The organism is Trichodesmium erythraeum IMS101 (assembly GCF_000014265.1).
GTDB lineage: Bacteria > Cyanobacteriota > Cyanobacteriia > Cyanobacteriales > Microcoleaceae > Trichodesmium > Trichodesmium erythraeum.
In genome coordinates, this window is record NC_008312.1 from 5,435,570 (window position 1) to 5,457,917 (window position 22,348).

Annotated in this window: 14 protein-coding genes and 1 pseudogene; 8 read left to right on the forward strand and 7 right to left on the reverse strand. The window is 33.8% G+C overall.

The features are described 5' to 3' along the window. Positions 1 to 994: 994 nt before the first annotated feature. Positions 995 to 1,363 carry a hypothetical protein gene (locus TERY_RS16945; protein WP_196797099.1) on the reverse strand — a complete coding sequence of 123 codons (369 nt, stop codon included), beginning with the start codon at positions 1,361 to 1,363 and terminating at the stop codon, positions 995 to 997. Continuing rightward, on the reverse strand, positions 1,360 to 2,007 hold the full coding sequence (locus TERY_RS16950) for a hypothetical protein (protein WP_044136887.1): 648 nt from the start codon (positions 2,005 to 2,007) through the stop codon (positions 1,360 to 1,362). Before TERY_RS16950 ends, TERY_RS16945 begins: the two co-directional genes overlap by 4 nt. 358 nt (positions 2,008 to 2,365) lie before the next feature. Here TERY_RS16950 and TERY_RS37265 point away from each other — a divergent pair, with 358 nt between their 5' ends. The 3 genes from TERY_RS37265 to TERY_RS16960 all read left to right on the forward strand — a co-directional run bounded on the left by TERY_RS37265 (position 2,366) and on the right by TERY_RS16960 (position 8,096). Next, positions 2,366 to 5,155 (forward strand): SUMF1/EgtB/PvdO family nonheme iron enzyme, encoded by a 2,790-nt coding sequence (locus tag TERY_RS37265; protein WP_011612959.1) that lies wholly within the window; start codon positions 2,366 to 2,368, stop codon positions 5,153 to 5,155. Between the two features lie 1,082 nt (positions 5,156 to 6,237). Next, on the forward strand, positions 6,238 to 6,387 hold the full coding sequence (locus TERY_RS33390; RefSeq protein ID WP_196797101.1) for a hypothetical protein: 150 nt from the start codon (positions 6,238 to 6,240) through the stop codon (positions 6,385 to 6,387). Between the two features lie 242 nt (positions 6,388 to 6,629). Next, entirely contained in the window at positions 6,630 to 8,096 is a 1,467-nt protein-coding gene (locus TERY_RS16960) for a RecQ family ATP-dependent DNA helicase (RefSeq protein ID WP_011612960.1), read from the forward strand. Between the two features lie 85 nt (positions 8,097 to 8,181). On the opposite strand, the gene lspA is transcribed toward TERY_RS16960, so the two are convergent. From lspA to bioB, 3 genes are all read right to left on the reverse strand, one after another. Next, positions 8,182 to 8,679 carry a signal peptidase II gene (lspA, locus tag TERY_RS16965; protein ID WP_011612961.1) on the reverse strand — a complete coding sequence of 166 codons (498 nt, stop codon included), beginning with the start codon at positions 8,677 to 8,679 and terminating at the stop codon, positions 8,182 to 8,184. Positions 8,680 to 9,131: 452 nt separating this feature from the next. Then, complete coding sequence (locus TERY_RS16970; protein ID WP_011612962.1) at positions 9,132 to 9,716, reverse strand: biotin transporter BioY; 585 nt, start codon at positions 9,714 to 9,716, stop codon at positions 9,132 to 9,134. 567 nt (positions 9,717 to 10,283) lie between these two features. Beyond that, positions 10,284 to 11,396, reverse strand: a complete 1,113-nt coding sequence (bioB, locus tag TERY_RS16975; RefSeq protein WP_011612963.1) for a biotin synthase BioB — start codon at positions 11,394 to 11,396, stop codon at positions 10,284 to 10,286. Between the two features lie 922 nt (positions 11,397 to 12,318). Between bioB and pstS (TERY_RS16980) the strand changes: the two genes are divergently transcribed. After that, positions 12,319 to 13,404, forward strand: coding sequence for a phosphate ABC transporter substrate-binding protein PstS (gene pstS, locus TERY_RS16980; protein WP_011612964.1), 1,086 nt, complete (start codon positions 12,319 to 12,321; stop codon positions 13,402 to 13,404). 116 nt (positions 13,405 to 13,520) lie between these two features. Here the strand turns inward: pstS (TERY_RS16980) and TERY_RS16985 are convergent. After that, positions 13,521 to 14,790, reverse strand: a pseudogene (locus tag TERY_RS16985) (IS701 family transposase). Between the two features lie 558 nt (positions 14,791 to 15,348). On the opposite strand from TERY_RS16985, the gene pstS (TERY_RS16990) reads away from it, so the two are divergent. The 4 genes from pstS (TERY_RS16990) (at position 15,349) to pstB (ending at position 19,769) form a co-directional block, all read left to right on the forward strand. Then, positions 15,349 to 16,425, forward strand: a complete 1,077-nt coding sequence (gene pstS / locus TERY_RS16990) for a phosphate ABC transporter substrate-binding protein PstS (protein ID WP_011612965.1) — start codon at positions 15,349 to 15,351, stop codon at positions 16,423 to 16,425. 210 nt (positions 16,426 to 16,635) lie between these two features. Further along, positions 16,636 to 17,622, forward strand: a complete 987-nt coding sequence (gene pstC / locus TERY_RS16995; protein WP_011612966.1) for a phosphate ABC transporter permease subunit PstC — start codon at positions 16,636 to 16,638, stop codon at positions 17,620 to 17,622. Between the two features lie 70 nt (positions 17,623 to 17,692). Then, complete coding sequence (gene pstA, locus TERY_RS17000; protein WP_011612967.1) at positions 17,693 to 18,580, forward strand: phosphate ABC transporter permease PstA; 888 nt, start codon at positions 17,693 to 17,695, stop codon at positions 18,578 to 18,580. 367 nt (positions 18,581 to 18,947) lie between these two features. Further along, positions 18,948 to 19,769: a phosphate ABC transporter ATP-binding protein PstB gene (pstB, locus tag TERY_RS17005; protein WP_011612968.1), complete on the forward strand. Its 822-nt coding sequence runs from the start codon at positions 18,948 to 18,950 to the stop codon at positions 19,767 to 19,769. A gap of 1,227 nt (positions 19,770 to 20,996) precedes the next feature. Here pstB and TERY_RS35275 read toward each other — a convergent pair. Continuing rightward, a complete protein-coding gene (locus tag TERY_RS35275; RefSeq protein WP_011612969.1) occupies positions 20,997 to 21,167 on the reverse strand; it encodes a hypothetical protein in 171 nt (56 codons plus the stop codon). Positions 21,168 to 22,348 lie beyond the last annotated feature (1,181 nt).

Below are 22,348 nucleotides of genomic sequence, written 5' to 3' on the forward strand. Positions count from 1 at the left end.
AATTATGGATTCTAAAAAATAGTAGTTTTTGCTCATAAAAAATGAGATAATCAATACTTTATTACAGGTTTTTATAAAGTAAATTCTGATTTTTTCTTACCATAAATTTATAATTTTTAGCATATATAAAATAATTTTTTCTTAAGTTATTATACTTTTGAGAGTTAAAATATAGGTCTATTTAGTCATTTTTAGCCTAGCTTACTTTCTCAAGCTGTCAAATTTTTTGAGGCTTTTTTTTTACCGATAAAAAATTTCTCATCAGCTCTGAAATTATTAGAAAAATAGAGGTTGAGTCTGACAGCTTTAGCCAAGCTCACTTTCTGAAGCACTCTAAATTTATGAGACTTTTTTGAACCGACAAAAAATTGCTCATCAGTCAAATTTGGAAACTCCAATAATTTCTCAAATTATTAGAAAAATAGAGGTTGAGTCTGACAGCTTTAGCCAAGCTCACTTTCTGAAGCACTCTAAATTTATGAGACTTTTCTGAACCGACAAAAAATTTCTCGTCAGCTCTGAAATTATTAGAAAAATATAGGTTGAGTCTGACAACTGGAGCCGAGCTCACTTTCTGAAGCACTCTAAATTTCTAAGACTTTTTTGAAGCGACAAAAAATTTCCATCAGCTATGAAATTATTAGAAAAATAGAGGTTGAGTCTGACAGCTTTAGCCAAGCTCACTTTCTGAAGCACTCTAAATTTATGAGACTTTCTTGAACTGACAAAAAATTGCTCATCAGTCAAATTTGGAAACTCCAATAATTTCTCAAATTATTAGAAAAATATAGGTTGAGTCTGACAACTGGAGCCGAGCTCACTTTCTGAAGCACTCTAAATTTCTAAGACTTTTTTGAAGCGACAAAAAATTTTCCATCAGCTATGAAATTATTAGAAAAATAGAGGTTGAGTCTGACAACTTTAGCCAAGCTCACTTTCTGAAGCACTCTAAATTTATGAGACTTTTTTTAACCGACAAAAAATTGCTCATCAGTCAAATTTGGAAACTCCAATAATTTCTCAAATTATTAGAAAAATATAGGTTGAGTCTGACAACTTTAGCCAAGCTCACTTTCTGAAGCACTCTAAATTTATGAGACTTTTCTAAACCGACAAAAAATTTCTCGTCAGCTCTGAAATTATTAGAAAAATAGAGGTTGAGTCTGACAGCTTTAGCCAAGCTCACTTTCTGAAGCACTCTAAATTTATGAGACTTTTCTAAACCGACAAAAAATTTCTCGTCAGCTCTGAAATTATTAGAAAAATAGAGGTTGAGTATGACAGCTTTAGCCAAGCTCACTTTCTGAAGCACTCTAAATTTATGAGACTTTTTTGAACCGACAAAAAATTGCTCATCAGTCAAATTTGGAAACTCCAATAATTTCTCAAATTATTAGAAAAATAGAGGTTGAGTCTGACAGCTTTAGCCAAGCTCACTTTCTGAAGCACTCTAAATTTATGAGACTTTTCTAAACCGACAAAAAATTTCTCGTCAGCTCTGAAATTATTAGAAAAATAGAGGTTGAGTCTGACAACTTTAGCCAAGCTCACTTTCTGAAGCACTCTAAATTTATAAGACTTTCTTGAACCGACAAAAAATTTCTCGTCAGCTCTGAAATTATTAGAAAAATAGAGGTTGAGTCTGACAGCTTTAGCCAAGCTCACTTTCTGAAGCACTCCAAATTTATGAGACTTTTCTGAACCGACAAAAAATTTCTCGTCAGCTCTGAAATTATTAGAAAAATAGAGGTTGAGTCTGACAGCTTTAGCCAAGCTCACTTTCTGAAGCACTCCAAATTTATGAGACTTTTCTAAACCGACAAAAAATTTCTCGTCAGCTCTGAAATTATTAGAAAAATAGAGGTTGAGTCTGACAGCTTTAGCCAAGCTCACTTTCTGAAGCACTCCAAATTTATGAGACTTTTCTGAACCGACAAAAAATTTCTCGTCAGCTCTGAAATTATTAGAAAAATAGAGGTTGAGTCTGACAACTTTAGCCGAGCTCACTTTCTGAAGCACTCTAAATTTCTAAGACTTTTTTTAACTGACAAAAAATTTCTCGTCAGCTCTGAAATTATTAGATAATTTAGGTTGAGTCTCATAACTTAAGTAGAGCTTATCCCCCATAGAAAAATACAATTCCTTGAAGAAAAATATCAATAATAATCAAACTCATAATAAAATATAACTTAGGTTTAGTTTCAGAACCTTAGAGAAGCTTATCCCCTAGGTCAACTTAACATTTAGATCAGATTTACATCTAATCTAATCATAGATAATTTAAGTTAGGTTTATAAAGGAAAACCCTGGCTTATTAAACTTTTTGAGCATACAAAAAATTTATAATTATCACAAGGAAAAAATTATGCCTATACCTTTACTTCCATTGCTTGCTCCCGCCGCAGCTTCAGCATGGAATGGAGTAGTTAATGCCTTTAATGGTGCCTCCGGTAGAACAATGCAACAAAATTTAGAAGGGCAACGACTAGCTCATCAAAAAGAATTACAAGAAAAACAAATAGTCGCTCAATTTGAGATTGAATATATGCGTACAATGTCTCAGATAAAGTTGCAGCAGAATAATCAACAATTTCAACAAAAACTAGAAATTGCCCGTCAAGAATTTCAAGGAAAAATAGTTGAATACCAATGCCAAGAAAATCGGAAACTTCAAGAATTTATTAAAGCCGTAGATATGCAAATAGCTAAAAGTAACCAAGAATTTCAAACCTGGTTATTTCAACAACAAAAACAACTTCAAATTGAATCAGCTCAATATAACCGAGAAACCCAATATCTCAACGCGGTATATCAACGAGAAACTACCCTAGAAATTAAAGAATTAGATAACTGGCCTCTGAAAAATTATTCTTGGCAAATACTCCAATATCATCAAGGTCGCGACCCCATTCCTGTACAAATAATACTAGCACCTCCAGAAATAGACTTTGACCGTTTTGAACATCTAAATAAAACTTCAACTTCCACATTTCCTAAAGTGGAAAAACGCCTTTCTCAACACTTACGAAACTTCTTAGAAAAACACTATCCCCTAGAAAACCAACAACGACCCACAGAACTAATAGACCATACTTGGGATAGTAACCGTTTTGCCGGAGGTAGCGCAGTTAAAACTATATTTAGTCGCTTAAAATCTGAACCAATACTATTAATAGAATCAGAAGTAGATGGAGATTTAATTAATATCAAAGTTGCCTATTGGAGTGGGGGACAAGAAATATCTCCCTTCTACAAAACCATAATTTCTCAGCTACATTATCCGAAAGTTCTCTATGAATTTGCTATTCAACGTGCCTTACATTGGGAAACTAATGTTAAACAAAAACTCTTAGCAAGAGGTAAAACTGAACAAGAGATAAATCAAAAATTTGCTGGAGATAATGCTTTAAATTTAAGTATTTATAGAGAAGATAAAGAGCTACAAGCGGAAGGAATAGAATTTGAAATAGCCTACAAAACCAATAGCAAAGACTTTGGTAAATTATCAGCTTTGTTAGGAGCATATCATAATGTTATTGCTGCCCTATTTACTGATATTCATTATTTAATTAATACTAATTTATCGCCGAAGTTGCCAGAATTATTGGCAGAGTTGGAAACAGAATTTTCTATAGAAAAATGTCTGGCAGATGACCTATTTCAAATGGTAGTTGAAAGTTATATTGGTAGTCTCAAAGCAATGGAACAAGACCGCTCCGAATTAGTACCAGGATTTGCTGCGGATATTGCTTTTGGTTTGACTGGTTTATCTAATTCTAATTTGGCAGAAAAAATGTTAGATTTTTGCTTCGAGTCTTGGCTAAGTTCTCGTTATCTTTCTGTGGAGAATGGTAAGGAAAAATTTGATATGGTGGCTAAAAATTTACTGCCTCTGGATCAGGAATTTATAGGTAAAGTTAATCGCTGTTTGGTTGGTCTGGGTCAGCAGAAAAAATTGAGTTTGATAAATTCTTGTTACCTCCGGGGAATTGATAAATTTAATCTCGAAAAATATGAGGAAGCAATTATTGATTTTGGCTATGTTATAAGTTTAAATCCTAAATTTGCTGATGGTTATTATCGGCGAGGTTTGGCTTATATTCAGTTGGAAAATTATGGAGATGCGGTTGATGATTTGACTCAGGTTATTAGGTTAGATCCTAGTCACGCTGTGGCATTTAATTATCGGGGTTATGCTTACTATAAATTAGGTGAATATCAATGGGCAGTTGATGATTATAACCGGGCGATAAATTTGGGTTTGACTGAGGCGGTGAAAAATCGAGATATTGTTCTGGGTGTTTGGGAAGAAATTAAAAGGCAGCAGGAGTCGAAAGGGGATCTCTTTACTTTCGAGGTAATTACTGTTAACAATACTGGCAAAGTTATTAGTTCTAACCAGGGAAGTGCTAGGCAAAAATTTGAAGACTTGGGTAGTGGAATTAAATTAGAAATGGTTTATATTCCTGGGGGAAGTTTTCTCATGGGGTCGGCGGGAAATGAGGGGAGCAGAAGATCTAATGAAGGTCCCCAACATGAAGTAACTCTCCAACCTTTTTATATGAGCAAATATCCTATTACTCAAGACCAGTACCAAGCCATTATGGGAAATAACCCTTCGTATTTTAAGGGAGGAAGCCGTCCAGTAGAACAAGTAAACTGGCACAATGCTACAGAGTTTTGCCAAAAGCTATCATCAAAAATTGGGAAAATTTACAGGCTACCCAGCGAGAGTCAGTGGGAATACGCCTGCCGTGCCGGGACTACTACTCCTTTTTATTTTGGAGAAACTATAACCTCTGAGTTAGTTAACTACCGTGGTGACCATTCTTATGGCAATGCTCCTAAAGGAATATATCGGGGAGAAACAACAGATGTGGGAAGTTTTCCTCCTAATGCCTTTGGTATATATGATATGCACGGGAATGTTTGGGAATGGTGTGCTGATGATGGGCATGAAAACTATAATGGTGCGCCTACAGACGGCAGTGTTTGGCTAGATGGAGAAAAAAATGGATCACCGCTGCGGGGCGGTTCTTGGTACTTCATTCCTAATTATTGCCGTTCTGCGGTTCGCGACTACTATTTTAGGCGCGACGACCCCTACTACTTTATTGGTTTTCGTCTTGTCTGCGATGGCGGGAGAACTCTTTAACCCTCTTATCTTTTACCCTTTTGCCCTTTGCCCTGTTTTTCTTTTCCCTTGAGGTTCCCGCTTTAGCGGGTCGAAATTTTTTTGAGATTTAGGGTTTTTATGGTTTTGGCCATAGGTGAGTTGAAGAATGAAAACCCACATTAGCTATCTATATATATAGATATAAACTTCTGACTTCCTCGCACTAAGTCAAAAAAAATCAAGCGATCGCCTAAACAGATAACCATCAAAAAATAACATTCTCTGAAGACCAAAAAAAAGAGAAATGTGGTTAGTATTGCATTGATAAATTAACTATGGTAGAGTTATGTCATAAGGGTAAGCTCGCCCTTATACTAGACTTTTTATTCAACATAGAAAAGATGCAGAAAATAATTCAAGAAAATGTTGGCGATCGCTTCAATTTCAGGAAAGTATCAAATAACATTTTCTAAAGCTCTAAAAAAAAGAGAAGCCGTAGATTAAGTCGAAAAATCAAACCTAAAATTAGCCGTTCATATAAAAGAAGCAAAATTCATCGTTAATGTCTAGAAAAAAGTTGGAGCGATCGCCCCTCAACATTTTCTGAAGCACCAAAAAAAAGAGGTGTGGTTAGTATTGCATTGATAAATCAACTATGGTAGAATTATGTCATAAGGGTAAGCTCGCCCTTACACTAGACTTTTTATTCAACATAGAAAAGATGTAGAAAATAATTCAAGAAAACGTTGGCGATCGCTTGAACAGACAAGCATCAAATAACATTTTCTGAAGCTCTAAAAAAAAGAGAAGCCGCAGATTAAGTGGAAAAATAAAACCTAAAATTAGCCGTTCATATAAAAGAAGCAAAACTCATCGTTAATGTCTAGAAAAAAATTTGGAGCGATCGCCCCTCAACATTTTCTGAAGCTCTTGAAAAAAGAGAAGTAGTAAATGAAGTTGGAAGATAAAACCTAACACTAGCCGTTGATATAAAGAGGGAAAATTTAATTCTTCATGGCTGCAAAAAAAAATTGAAGCGATCGCCCCTCAACATTTTCTGAAGCTCTTAAAAAAAAACAGTCAGATTAGTGTTGCATTGATAAATTAACTATGGTAGAGTTATGTTATTGATGCTAACTCGCCCTCATACTAGACTTTTTATTCAACACAAAACAGGCCAAAAAGTAGAAAATAATTCAAGAAAATGTTGGCGATCGCTTCAATTTCAGGAAAGTATCAAACAACATTTTCTGAAGCTCTTGAGAGACTGAAGTTGAAAAATCAAACCTAATATTAGCCGTTGAGATAAAGGGGGAGAATTTAATTCTTCATAACTACAAAAAAGCGATCGCCTCTCAACATTTTCTGGAGCTCTTGAAAAAGAAAGCAGTAGGATTAGTGTTGAATTGATAAATAAACTATGATATAGTTATGTTATAAGGATTAGCTCGCCCTTAGACTAGATTTTTTATTCAACACAGAAAAGTAAAAAGTCAAACGATACGAAAACAGAATGAAAAACTCAGAAGAAACATCGTGGAATAAAATCAAAGAAACATTTAAAAAAATCTGGGGATACGATAACTTCCGACCTCCACAAGAAGAAATAATAAACTGCTTATTAACAGGAAAAGACGCCCTAATAATAATGCCCACAGGAGGAGGAAAATCAATATGCTTTCAACTTCCAGCGCTCCTAAAAAAAGGATTAACATTAGTTATTTCTCCCCTAGTTGCCCTAATGGAAAACCAAGTAGAAGAACTAAGCGATCGCTCCCTACCCGCCAGCCTACTCCACAGCCAACTTACCCGAGAAAAAAAACGACAAACCCTCGAAAAAATAGAACAAAATCAACTTAGGCTACTCTACCTTTCCCCAGAAACATTATTCAACCAAAAAATATGGAACCTACTATCGAAAAGCCAAACAAAAATCAACGGTTTAATATTAGATGAAGCCCACTGCTTAGTAGAATGGGGAGAAACATTTCGTCCCTCCTATAGACGTCTAGGAGCAGTCAGACAAACACTAATAAAATCAAAACCACCAGGAACAAAAATTAGCGTTGCAGCCTTCACAGCCACAGCCGATCCTCAAGCACAAAAAATCATCAAAACCGCCCTACAACTAAGAAACCCAAAAACATATTTAATCAGCCCCTATCGAAATAATTTACAACTAAAAATTCAACATATTTGTACTTCCAGAAGTCGCTATCAACAACTACTTAAATTTATCAAAACCAGAGAAAAACAATCAGGCATAGTTTATGTAAGAACAAGAAAAGACAGTGAAAAACTAGCAGAAACATTACGAGAAAAAAATTATCAAACCACAAGTTATCATGCAGGTTTAAGAGCAGAAGAAAGACGACATATTGAAAAAGCTTGGATCAAAGGAGAAATCAACTTTGTAGTGTGTACTTCCGCCTTTGGAATGGGAATAAATAAACCAGATGTGAGATGGGTAATACACTTTCAAGCGCCATCATTATTATCAGAATATATTCAAGAAATTGGAAGAGGAGGTAGAGACGGAAAACCAGCAGAAGCCTTAACCCTAATTAGCGAACCAACTGGTTGGTTAGACCCAGAAGATAAACAAAGACAAAAGTTTTTAGCAGATAAATTAAAACTAGAATATCAAAGAGCAGAAAAATTAATTAAGCAACTACCAACCAGAGGAAATATTAATCTTTTAAAAGATGAATATCCCCATGCAGCAAACGCCCTATCTATTCTACATTCTTCCGGCAAATTAAGATGGTACGACCCATTTAACTATGTTATGATTAATAATAGTAAAAAAGTATCTCTAAACTACAACTCAAAAGTTAAAGATCTAAATAAATATTTTGCCACCAGGAAATGTCGATGGCAATTTTTACTAGAAGTATTTGGTTTTTCTCAAGAAGCTCAGAATATAGGTTATATGGGTTGTGGTCATTGTGATAATTGTCTTAAAAAAAGAAAAAAGTGAGAAATAAAAACTTCAGCTTCAATTCATAGCATATTTGATATTAATCTCGTAAAATTAATTGAATCAATATTTTTTTCCATACTTCTTATTTTTTATTACCTAACTTAGGTATTTCAGCAAAAAATGTAGCAACTAGTAAGCAAATAATACCAATATTAATAGAAACATCTGCCACATTAAAAATAGGAAAATTTATAAGGCTAAAATGCAAAAAGTCAACGACATAACCAGAAACAAACCTATCAATACCATTACCCAATGCTCCTCCTAAAATTAAACCATAACCTAGTTGTTCCCATCTATCAAACTTCGGTCCAAACCAAGCAAAACCCATGAGACCTAGACTAACTATTAAAGATAACCAGCGCAACCAAGAAACTCCACCATTACTAAACAGACTAAAAGCTGCTCCAGTATTAGTTACATAAGTAAAGTTAAATACACCAGGCCATAAAACCATACTTTCTTCTAATTGAAAATTTTGTACCACCCAAAATTTAGTCAAATGGTCTAAAATAATGCTGATAATAGCAACTATCCAGAATAAGGAATTTTTTTTAAAACGTAATTTCAACTTTAACAATTAAGCAACTACACAAAATTATTTGCAAAGCGCGATATTTAGACAAAGATTAAATTTTAGTTTTTCAAGTGTGTAATTTATTTTATATACCCACTTACTATACTAATTATATTTACCGAAAAATTAGATTTCAAGCCTCCGACCTAAGCAGATAACTTTTTAATACTTTTTCGTTATGTTTTTGAATAAATATATTATTACTTTATTAAGTATTAATTAATTAGTAAGGAGTAAGTAATTCGAGACAAAAAAATCACTCACTAGACAAAAGGTTTAACTTATATTTAAATTTTAACCTTCGCGACATGAAAAACAGTAACCATTAAGACTTCAGCTCGCCCTCAAAGAACCAGACAGTAGTTATACCGTCGCAGGTAACAGCGAGGAATAATCTAAAAGTAAGTTATAGCAAATACCAAATCCAAATCTGTTATATAAAAGCAAATAGCTAGTTAATAAAATAGTAAACGTCTGAGGAAATAAGCAATAACAGCAACAGCACATATAATTCCTAGATGTCCTGGTAAAGAAACAATAGAATATCTAAAAATAGCATCAAATAAAGACAATGATTCTATACTTTTCCACCCTAAAATATAAATAATAATCAGATAAGCCAACCCAGTTAAATGAACAGTGAACAAACCACATAAACAGTTAAAAGCCAATAACTCTAGTTTAGGATCTGTTTGAAAAGCTAAATTTCCACATATCCAAGCTCCAGGGATAAAACCTAATAAATAACCAAAACTAGGTTCTCTGAAATAATCAATACCACCACCGTGAGTAAACACAGGTAATAAAGTGAGACCTAAAAATATATAGGCTATTTGAGAAATAACAGCAGCATTTTTTCCTCCCAAACAACCAACAAAAAAAACCGCTCCAACTTGGTAAGTTACCTCCAAAGAAAAAGTCTTAACTTCTTGCTGTTCCCAAATCCAAACAGGACTTGCAAAAGATGCTGGTAAAAATGTAGCTGCAATTGTCAAGAGTAAACCAGCAATTGCCCAAAGAAGTTCTATCGTAATTGTCACGACAATTAACAATTATTTTTGAGAATAAGTACATATAATAACATCCCATAGCATTCGGTTAAGACAAATAATGTACAAAATGTGAACAGTCAAACTCTTGTAGTGGTAAAATTTTGAGAGCTAAATAATTAATGTCTACTTCACACATCAGCCCTATAGCACCAAGTGCTGTCAAATATGATCAGTATTCAGCAATAAACTGTCAGGTCTCAGCAATATAACCACCTTCAAAAGTGATACTCAATCAACATCTTGCTTAATATAAAACTTAAAACCTTATTGACTCATAATGTATTTGCCATGGAATAGATATTTCAGAACAGTAAATATATTGAAAAATATATTTTTTCGGTCTTTGGTAATTTTGGAATTCTTCTCCCACCTAACCCCACTTCAGAAAAGGATTTTAGGAGTTCCTTGCCAAGATAGCTCAAGCAGAGGTTTGAAATGAATATAAGCTAGGAAATCAAAAGAGATTACCCTCAAACTCAGATTTTGGATCAATTAATAAAGTTTTGAGTAATTATCAAAAGCAATAACTGATAGCTAAAACTGATCTCTGAATCTTTACAAGCCATTAGTTGCAATAGGAGTTTCACCACCTTGAAGTCCAAGAGATTTTAGCATTGCTTGATCTTTTTCTGGAGGTTGACCAAGAGTTGTCAGATAATGGCCAATTAACATAGCATTAATACCAGCCTTCAAACCCAAAGCTTGCAAATCTCCCATTACAGCTTCTCGCCCTCCAGCATAGCGAATAATTTGCTTTGGTAAAATTAGACGAAAAATAGCGATCGCTTTCAAAGCATCATAAGGATCTAACTTAAGCAAACCACCTAGTGGAGTACCTTCGCGAGAATTTAACAAATTCAAAGGTACAGACTCAACCTCTAACTCTCGCAAGGCCAAGGCCAAATCTATCCTATCTGCCCAAGTTTCACCCATACCAATAATACCTCCTGTGCAAGCTTGAATACCTGCTGCCTTTAGGTTTTTCACAGTTTCAACTCGGTCATTCCAGCTATGAGTACTTACAATTTCCGGGTAAAAATGCTCAGAAGCTTCCAAATTATGATTGTAGCGAGTCACTCCTGCTTCGGCCAATGCTTGAGCTTGTTCTGGGGTCAGCTCTCCCAAAGCACAACAAGGCTTAATATTAGTTTCAGCCAGAATTTGTCTTACTGTCCCCAGAATTTGTTCAAATTCTGTAGACTTAGGACTATTATACTTAACACCCCGACCCTGAGACACCAAGCAAAATCTTTTAGCTCCAGCAGCTTCTGCTGCCTTAGCTTGATCTAAGATTTCTTCAGTAGACTTAAGGCCATAAATAGGAGAATCTTCTCCAGGATGATGAACTGACTGGGAACAGAAACTACAATTTTCTGAACAGCCTCCAGACTTAACATTAATAATGCTACACAGGTCTACAACATTTCCACAGCAAGCTTGACGAACCCGATCAGCAGCTTCACACAGAAGAAGAATATCCTCTTCTCCTGCTATTTGAGTCAGTATAATTGCCTCTTCTCGACTGAGGCGATACCCAGAAATAATTTGTTTAGCCAAATCATCAAGGGATATCTCCAACTCATTTTTTGTCTTTGGCAAAGATGAGAATAAAGCTTTAGTATTTGCTTTTATATGATTTGATAAAGGTGTTTTGAGCACGGCAATCATTTATTGTTGAAGTTATTTTTAATATCGTCCAAATTCTACCATTTTTATCTGTTTTACTAAACTTACTCAAAACATGATTTTGAGCTTTGGCTGCTCAGTTTCTGTTCTGCAATAAGACCACTTATATATATGTCTGCAAATTATCTTCAAGAGCGGACTCAAAAATTTATGAACACTCTACTAACCCAGGTTTATCAACTTCATACTCGATGACTCAAACTCAGTGATAGCCATTCTTTTTTTTGTTTCAGTTGAAAAATATGGCCTGAAGTGAGTCCGAGTTTTTCGACTAGGACAAACTCAGTCTTGATACGAATTTGCCGTCCACCTATTTCTCTGTCAATAGTTTTTCCTGTACTTGTTTGACATTAGCACTCAAATTTTTGTCAGCCGTCCAATCAGATACAACACAGGTAGTAAATTCTTTTAGTAACACAGTCAAATTAGCTGTTTTTACTTATGTAAAAAATAATAATAGCAGATAATAAGTTCACTTTCAATACTTTTTAATATGTATTCAATATTGTCCAATTATTTAAATCCTATAATTATCTATTCATTTCCATAGCATTAACTTCAAAGTAGTTTTGAATCAAAATATCTAAGAAATTCATAGGGAAGTTAAAAATTCAAGTAAATCATAGATTAGAATTGTCAAAATCAAAATATGATCCAAATTCTTGGATTGACTTTTCAAGTGATCTAAAATTTATGAACTTTTAACTTTATATTTGATATTTTTTTAACCTGTTCTTAATCTCAATATGTTTAGATATTACCTGTATCTCTAGCAGGAATTACGCAGTACCCATAGATCATAGATATGGTAGATAATTTAGCATTTTTCATAAGGCTAAAATTAGTATCGTTGCCTAAATCCTGTTTCGTATAAAATCAGTGTCAAACTTTAACACTTAAACTTATGGTATTTAGTCTTAATTTTCGTCAGATAATTTGTAATACTTCTAAATTCTCTGCAGTAGCCTTAACCATTGGTCTAGTTACTACAATTGCTGGAGTTAAGTACAGTCTCGCTAAACAAAGAGTCAACCTTATAGGTGCAGGTGCATCTTTTCCAGCTCCACTATACCAACGTTGGTTTAGTGATATGAGAAATAATAATTTTGAGGTTCAAGTAGATTATCAATCAGTTGGTAGTGGTGCTGGTGTTGAAAGATTTACTCAAGGACTAGTAGATTTCGGTGCTTCTGATGTGGCAATGAAAGATAGTGAAATAGCCAAGGTCTCTCGAGGAGTTATGATGCTGCCCATGACTGCAGGTAGTGTTGTATTGGCTTACAATTTACCAGGTATATCCGACCTGAAGTTATCCAGGAAAGTTTATGTAGATATCCTTTTGGGTAGGATTAAGAATTGGAATGACTCAGAAATTGCTACTATTAATTCCGGTGTAAATTTGCCAGATCTACCAATTACCGTAGTTTATCGTTCCGATGGTAGTGGAACTACAGGAGTGTTTACAAAGCATCTAAATTCTATTAGTCAGGAGTGGAAAAAGAAAGTAGGAGAAGGTAAAACTGTTCAGTGGCCTGTAGGCATAGGTGGCCAAAAAAATGATGGCGTAAGTGCTTTAATTCGTCAAACAAAAGGTGCTATAGGTTACGTAGAGTTTGGTTTTGCTAAAAATGCTAAACTTAATACTGCAGCTTTAGAGAATAAATCTGGTAATTATATTAAGGCTTCTTTAGAGTCTGCTAAGTCTACTCTAGCAGCAGTAAAATTACCTAAAAATCTCCGTGCTTTTATTAGTGACCCAGAAGGTAGTAATTCTTATCCTATTGTTACTTATACTTGGATGCTAATTTATAATCAATATAATGATGCAGCTAAAGCTCAGGGTATAGAAAAAATGATTGAATATGGATTAAATGAAGGGCAAAAGGTAAGTGCTGATTTAGGTTATATTCCACTACCTAACAATGTTCGTCAAACAGTTGCGGCAGCTGCAGATAAAATCAGCTCTAGCCATCAAATTAGCCTTAAGTAATTCCTAGTAAAAAAACCTGATTCAACCCTTCTTTTATATAAGATATTAAGAAGGGTTTATTTCTTGATTTATTTAAAAAAAAACTTGTAAATTTTTTATCGGGACTTTAGCAAATTTCAAGCCCAAACAAACCCTAAACTCTCTTTATGAGCGGTAAATACGTCGATGTTTTCATCTAACCACTCAACAAAACGATAAGATATTGCGGTACGAAATGCTTCTAAAGTATCAGTAAACGTATTTAATGGTTTGTTAGCCCAACGCCTTCTTATACCTCCTGTTAACTGATGCCAGATAATAAATGTATAAGCACAAAATACTAAAATAAAATGCCTTTTAAGGCTGATTTTATCTCTGACTTGATATTCTCTTAATCCTAACCATCCTTTGGCTTCCCTGTAGAAAACTTCCACCCAATTTCTTTGAGAATAAGTAGAATATATCCACTCAGGAGTTACATATTTGTCTTCTCTATTAGTGATATAATAGTTAATATCAGTGGCCTCAGAAAAACTTTTAGCATTCATAACGATAGCTATAGTTTTTTGACCTGACATCCTAGATATTTCTACTTCTAATGTAGCTACCCAAACTTCTCTAGCATTTTTTGTACTTAGTTGAACTAAGTTGAAAGCTTTCTGAGGTATACTTTCTGCCAGCTTGTCTAATCTAATTTCCTCTTTAATGTCATCTTGTTTTTTAATGATGACTTTTCGATTTTTAGCTAATCCTCCTATATAAGTTAAACTTCTTTTCTCTAGTTGATTTAAGAATGATGTATTGTTACCATAGCCAAATTTCAATTAACACAATTTCTGGTTGGTGTCCTCTGGACAAACATTGATCTACTAGAGACATTGCACTCGTCTGGTTTCTTGACAAATTCTGGGTCTTTTTTTCCTTTTGGAAAAGAATCAGCTTTCTGATACAAAGCTATGTCTAAAGGTAGACTTTTAACTCCATCATAAAGATGAGTTGTCACCACGACTACACCATTATCTGTTTTTCCTATTTCTCCTATATATTGCCGCCCTACTCCTGCAGTAAAATTACCACTTTTTCTGTGGCCTGAATCGTCTATAATTAAAGCAATAGGATCGAGAAGGTTTTGTTTGGCGACGTTCCCACATTACTTGAAGACGACGCTCATTCACAGCATCTACAGACCAATTTGCTCGAACTAGAAAATGCCGTAATTTGTGGTACGTGTGACCTACAGTGTTGTTGGCAATTTGAGACAAGTTTTTTCGATCGCTTTCTCAAGAGTAATCCTCCTATATATTCCCTAAACCCTGTTTTTTGGGCTTTTGTTTTAAAGACATTGTTAAAGCGATCGCACCATCGATGGAAACAAGAGGGCATGGCCACTGAAGTTGTTTCTTTCATCAAACTTTTCCCAGGCCAGTAATTAACGTAAAATACATATCAGGTATACATTATACCCTTTTTTTTACTATTTTTTCACTAAAGTCCCGTTATAAATTATGGCAATAAATTATGACAATAAATAAACTTTAGGTATTAGATAATTATACTATTTAAAATCACAACCGTCAATTATTTTAACTTAATTTTAACTTACAAGCACAAACTAAAACCAAGTAAATAACCTAAAAAAAGTGAAAATTAATCAAGGTAAAAGTGTTTATAATTATCCTTTTATAGAAGGTAAATACTAGCTAATTTTCGGGTGTAACCAAAATAAAAAAAGAAATCAACCCACTATTAATTAATATGTCAATAAAAAAATATAGAGTTGATAAAATTTTAAAAACCTAGTAAATCAATCTTGAGAATTTATTGATCCTTTAATTGACAGATTTACAGACTAATATATATATAATTTCCAATCATCAACAAGAATTTACCTTTATTAAAACTCAATATGTGACTCTTTCGTTTATTCTTTTTAGTATCTAGAAAAATATAGAAATTCAAATAATTATGAAATTTTGTATAAATCTTTCTAGGATAACTCATCTTACTGCAAAAGTATCTGCCGTTGTCCTAACAATTGGTTTAACAGCTTGTAGTAGTAGTGATCTTGGAAGTTCTCAAGTAAGCCTTTTAGGTGCGGGAGCTTCTTTTCCATCACCTATATATCAACGTTGGTTTCAAGACTTGGGGAACAGTGGCCTAAACCTACAAGTAGATTATCAGTCAGTAGGTAGCGGCGCTGGTGTTGAGAGATTTACTCAAGAACTAGTAGATTTTGGTGCTTCTGACGTCGCAATGAAAGATGAGGAAATTTCCAAAGTAAACCGAGGAGTTATCCTGCTACCAATGACTGCAGGTAGTATTGTTTTAGCTTACAACTTGCCGAATGTTTCTAATCTCAAACTTTCCAGGGAAGCTTATGTAGATATCCTTTTGGGTAAAATTAAAAAATGGAATGACCCGAAGATCAAAGCAATTAACCCTGGCGTAACTCTCAGAGATCAAAAAATTACAGTTATATATCGCTCTGATGGTAGTGGTACAACTGGAGTTTTCACAAAGCATTTGAGTGCTATTAGTCCAGAATGGAAACAGACAGTAGGGGAAGGTAAAACCGTTCAATGGCCTGTAGGTATTGGTGGTGCCAAGAACGATGGTGTAACTGCTCAAATTACTCAAACTGAAGGAGCAATAGGATATGTTGAGTATGGTTATGCTAAGAATGCTGGTTTGAATATGGCTTCCCTACAAAACAAATCTGGTAAATATATAAATCCTACTTTTGAATCAGCAGAAGCAACTTTAGGAGCAGTTGCACTACCTGAAAATTTACGAGCTTTTATTAGTGACCCAGAAGGGGATAATTCTTATCCAATTGTAACTTACACTTGGATTCTTGCCTATAGTAAATATGATGACGCAGCCAAAGCTCAAGGTGTGGAAAAAATGATTGAATATGGTTTAAATGAAGGTCAAAAAGTTAGTTCTGAGTTAGGTTATATTCCTTTACCTAAGAATGTACGTCAAAAAGTTCTAGAAACTGCGGATAAAATTAGTCAAGATTACAACATGACCCTCAAATAGTATAAAATAAATTTAATTTATCATCAGAAAGTGGTACTATTATATAGTACCACTTTTGTATTTTTTGACTTTTAAGCGAAGCTTGTCACTGCTGATTCGTCAGATATAAATATTCTAGAGATAAGCACCAGAAATCATTTTTCCTCTTCTTTTTGAGAGGCAAATCTCGCCCTTTTCCAGCACTGTTTCAAGAGATGTAAAAGTTATCATATGCTTCCCAAAGACATAAACAATCTCAAATTAAACAAAGATATTCGCTCTCGGAGTAATATAGAAAAAAGACTTGATTATGGTTTTATTAATCTAACTAAAGTTTTTGCTTGGAGCATAGCAGTTCTTCTCATATTAATGGCTCTAACAGTAGTTTGGCAAGCAATACCATCTTTGAATGAATTCGGTTTTAGCTTTCTATTTAAAAGTGTTTGGAATCCTGTTGCTAATGATGGTAAAGGTGATTATGGCGCATTGCCAATGATTGTTGGAACTATATTTAGTTCATTATTAGCTCTGCTTATTGCAGTTCCTCTTGGTCTGGGTACAGCAATATTTTTAAGTGAGAATTTTATCCCCAAAAAAATTATTACCCCATTAACTTTTATGGTGGAATTATTAGCAGCTATTCCGAGTGTAGTTTATGGTTTATGGGGTATTTATATTTTAATCCCTTTTATGAAGCCAATAGAAATTTTTCTGGGTAAATATCTGGGGTGGATTCCAATTTTTTCTATTCCTGACAATATTAGTGCAGGAGGTCCGGGAATGTTTCCCGCAGCAATTATTTTATCAATAATGATTTTACCAATTATTACTGCAATTTCTCGCGATTCTCTTGCTAGTCTACCACCTAATTTGCGACAAGCTTCTTTAGGTTTAGGAGCTAGCCGTTGGTTTACTATTATTAGAGTATTAATTCCAGCAGCTTTTTCAGGAATTGTTGGTGGTGTAATGTTAGCTTTGGGTAGAGCAATGGGAGAAACTATGGCTGTCACAATGTTAATTGGTAATTCTAACTCAATTAACATTAGCCTTTTTGCTCCAGCTAATACTATTGCCTCTTTAATGGCAAATCAATTTGGTGAAGCTTCCGGCTTACAACGTTCTGCTTTGATGTATACAGGGGTTATTCTGTTTGCTTTGACCCTAATTGTTAATGTATTAGCTAATTGGATTGTAAATCAAATTAAGGTTAAGTATTAATGGGAATTAATTATCCTATTTGATTTATATATAACCAACAATTTTTATGCTAATATTATCTTAATTCATTATGGCAGATATTACCCCAAAACATTCTGAATCTATCGTTAACCTGAAAAGAAATCCTACAAGGCCAAGGGAAATATTTAATAAAGTGATGACAGGATTATCAGGTGCTTGCATAGTTATCACTCTTATCCCTCTATTTGCAGTATTAACCTATGTTTTTATCAAAGGATTAGCTCGTTTAAACTTAGATTTATTTACTAAGTTACCTCCAACAGCAGGTCAAGAAACAGGGGGTATTGCTAATGCAATACTCGGCACAATTATGGTAGTAGCAATTGCTAGTTTAATTGCTGTACCTTTTGGTATCTTAACAGCAGTTTATTTATCAGAATTTAGTAACGAAAGAAATGCTCGTCCAATTCGATTTGCTACTAATATTTTGAGCGGTGTCCCATCAATTATTGCTGGGGTATTTGCCTATAGTTTACTAGTTTTATCTATGGGTAAGTTTTCAGCCTTTGCCGGGGGATTTGCTTTATCTGTTTTGATGTTACCTACTATTATTAAAGCTACTGATGAAGCTTTGCAAATAGTTCCTAGAGATATTAGAGCAGCATCCCTAGGAGTTGGTGCTTCTAATTATCAGACTGTTCTACAGATAGTTTTACCCACTGCTTTTCCCAGTATTATCACAGGTATAACTCTTTCTATTGCTCGTGCTGCTGGAGAAACAGCTCCACTACTTTTTACTGTGATTTATTCTAATAATTGGCCTCGTAGTCCCTTTGCTCCCACGTTACCATCTTTGTCATATCTAGTATATGACTTTGCCCGCAGTTTTGATGTGGTTTTACAAGAATTTGCTTGGGCAGGTTCCTTGGTTTTAGTTTTATTAGTTTTAATTACCAGTATTCTTTCTCGTTGGGTAACGAGTAAAAAGCAATTTTGATGATTAACTTATAGTTATGTGTTTAGGAAAAATTCAATTATACCTCTTGCTTCTATCGAAAACATAGATAAAGATAAGTAATTGTAAACTTGACTAAATAGGGCTTTAATCAAACCCCTTACTGAAGAGTAAATTCTAGACAAAGTTTTCAAAATAATTATTGATTTACTTATTTGTAAATAAAACTAACTAAAGTATTCAAAACTAATATATTTTTTTGAAATCTGACTAGAAAAAGTTTCATTCATGAAAGATCAAAGTAGATTTACCTGCTAGTTCTTACCTTTTTGGGTAAAAGACTTATTCAATATAATCTAAATAGTAAACACAAAAATCATTTTTACACTAAATTAGCAAGTTATATTTTATGCTAGAGCATCAAACAAATACTTATCAACAGAATTCTACTCCTGCTCTTTCAGCAGAAAACCTTAGCATTTTTTATGGTGATTTTAAAGCCCTAAAAGATATTTCAATGAGAATTCCTAAGAATAAAGTAACTGCTTTTATCGGACCTTCAGGTTGTGGTAAAAGTACATTATTACGATGCTTTAATCGTCTCAATGATTTGATTGATATTTTCCGCTTAGAAGGTCGTATTCTTTATCATAATCAAAATATTTACGACCCAGATATTGACCCTGTAGAAATTCGCCGTCACATCGGTATGGTTTTTCAAAAACCCAATCCTTTTCCTAAGTCAATTTACGATAACATTGCTTATGGAGTAAGAGTGAATGGTTTGGCTAAATCTAAAGAAGAAATGGATGAGATAGTCGAGCGATCGCTAAGGCAAGCAGTTTTATGGGATGAGGTCAAGGATAAATTAGGACAAAGTGGTTTTGCTCTATCTGGAGGTCAACAACAACGTTTGTGTATTGCTCGTGCAGTTGCTATTAGTCCAGATGTAGTTTTAATGGATGAACCTTGTGCTTCCCTGGATCCTATTTCAACTGTGAAAGTAGAAGAGTTAATTAACGAACTCAGGCAAAAATATACTATTATTATAGTGACTCATAATATGCAGCAAGCTACTCGGATAGCTGACTTAACTGCTTTTTTTAATGCCAAAGCTGTAGAAAGTGGCCAACGTTTTGGTTATTTGGTTGAATTTGATAAAACTAACAATATTTTTCAAAACCCAAGGGAAAAAGCCACTCAAGATTATGTAAGTGGTCGTTTTGGCTAAAATTTAGTTTTTGATCATTGTTTTTTATTGACTTGTATAGGATGTTCTTACAAACTAGTAATTTTGGTTCCTTGGCAATAGAAAAGAAGAAAAACAACTATACTTCACTAACCTGAGAAACTCTATACATAGCACCCCTCAGGGTAAACGCATCTTATTAATAAAACATGGGGCAATTCTTAATAAGCTCTAGCTCATAGCGCTTGTTAACAATATATTTTTCACTTATGGTGTTTATTGAACTTTAAAAAAACTATATATAGGAGGAATTAGGCAATTAGATGGCTTTGCCCTGTAGTGATCCTAAATTATTTATCAAAAATTTCACAACAGATAAATAATCTGAAACTCTTGGTCCTGTTCCCTTTTTCCCAAAGAACTAACAGGACTAACAAATATGGGTAGGCACAACTATGTCAAGAACTCCTATATAAGTTTTAACTATAAAACCAGGTTTTAAACTTCGTATTTTTCTGAACAGCTTACTTTATGTAGTATAAAAGCCTAGCCTATAAGTCAATCTTTTTATCAAAACTAGACTATTACCCACATTTTTCCTGCTCAAGTCAGGGAAAATTCCAAGTGAGCAAATATTAATTTCGCAATTTTTTGACACTTTTCTCAGGTAAGGAAGCACTAAATATACTGATAGCTACATTTTTGTTATAGTCCTGTTGATAACTAAAGTTAAAACAAAACTATTCTCAAGGCTTAGTAAATATCTAAAATTTACTAAATAATTTTTCTAAAAGCTTCCCCCAGTCATCGGGAAAATTTTTGGTTGTTTTTTTTGATTGCAAGTGTTGCCTCTACTCGAACTAATTTTGCACACTGCTAGTCCGATAAAAAAACGACATATAAAACTTGTGGTTTAACTGCCATCAAGTTTTGCGTTCATGACTTTATTGTAGCAACCTGTAAAACATTAACCCCCCTTCTCATGGGCTATGCTAGGAATAAATTTTCTCCTTGAGACTAGCGAATAATTCAATACCTTTAAATCTCCAACAAGAGCTAGTTTTAGATGTTGGTCTCCAGATATTAATTACTGTAAAATTAGGACCATATTTTTCAATTTTTCTGATTTAGAAATGTTTCTATGGGTCACCAACTAAATCTCTAACCCGCATAATTAGGCTCCTCTTCCAGTAAGAGTTGGAGGGGGTTAAATTTTTTAACTCTTCCAGAAGCATTCAACCCAATTACCCAGTCAATCTATATTCTAGATTAATCAGGAAAAGTACGCTTTAATTCATCAATCAAGTCATCAATTTCCTCTATTGCTTGATTCACATCAATTCTGAGAGTCCCTAAATCAGGATTTTCTAGTAGTTTGACTAGAGATTCCCGTTTACTTTCAATATTAGCCAGTCTGACTTTAACGATTTGTGAGTCCATAAGAAAATGCGTAATATAATATAAAGTATTTGTTAGTCCTCAATAAAGGTTTCAGGACATAATATCAGTTACTATAATTTTTTAAATTTTCATACGTTGATACATAAGGTAATTATTAAAAATCATTACTTGTTTAATACTAACTATTATTTTAGTCTAACTTATCAACATATTCAATTTCAATCGACCAATAAATCAGGTCTCAAGTATCCTAACTCTTTCAAGGAGATAAAAAAGGGAATTAATTTGAGTTTTTTCCCTCGTCTTTCAGCCAGAGGTGTTGATAAGTGATAACTAAAATATAAAGCAAGTAGTATCAGGATAGATGCCAAAAAATAAAATCTCACGCCTGGGCAATAATTTAATATCACTTTTCTCTTCTATTCTTGGAGAATATAGCTTCTGGTTGTAAGAGCTTTTCAGGTTGCCGCTAACTAAGCAAACCTAGATGACAGTTTTTTTTCGATCATACAACCGACTTTTTGTTTTCGTCACGAACAAATATTAAGGGGAGTCCTCAACTGGAAAACTCAAAGATAAGATGGTTAAATCTATAATTGTCAAAAGTCTCGTGATTATTGAAAAAATTACTCCGCCACGACTTTTAGGTGCGGGGAAAGTTCAACCGTTGGGTTGATAAAGGGCAGGTTGAGGTTTTTTTACTTAGCAGGCCTTTCGTAATACAAAGAATGTTGCAATTCAAGTAATGAGTGGGATAATTAACCTTAGTTATAAAGTCCTGTTGGTATGCATCAATTTTTTTTGCACTACCCTTCACAATTAATTAAAATTAATATTATAACATATGTATTGAAAAAAAACTAAAAGTATCCTCAATGGGTGGGGGAGATTTTAAACCGAATTTTTCGTATTTGTTGCTCTCTTTTTTTTCTTACCTCTTCCCTAACGTCAAAAATTTATGTGGCTAATACCATTAATTAATGTTTGATTTGATAATTACTTGATATTTAGCTGATTGAGTGTAAGACGCCTAATACCTAGGATTTTTTTTGATAATACATAGTATGCTTTTAAGATTTGGTATTATTCAGAATGATAGTTGCTATAGAGTGAATAACTATTAAAATTAGTGAGAGTTTTTTTATTATAATCCTCGTATTTCTAAAATTACTGAAAAAAAATTATGTATCTTAGGGTGCTATAACTATAATAAATATTTT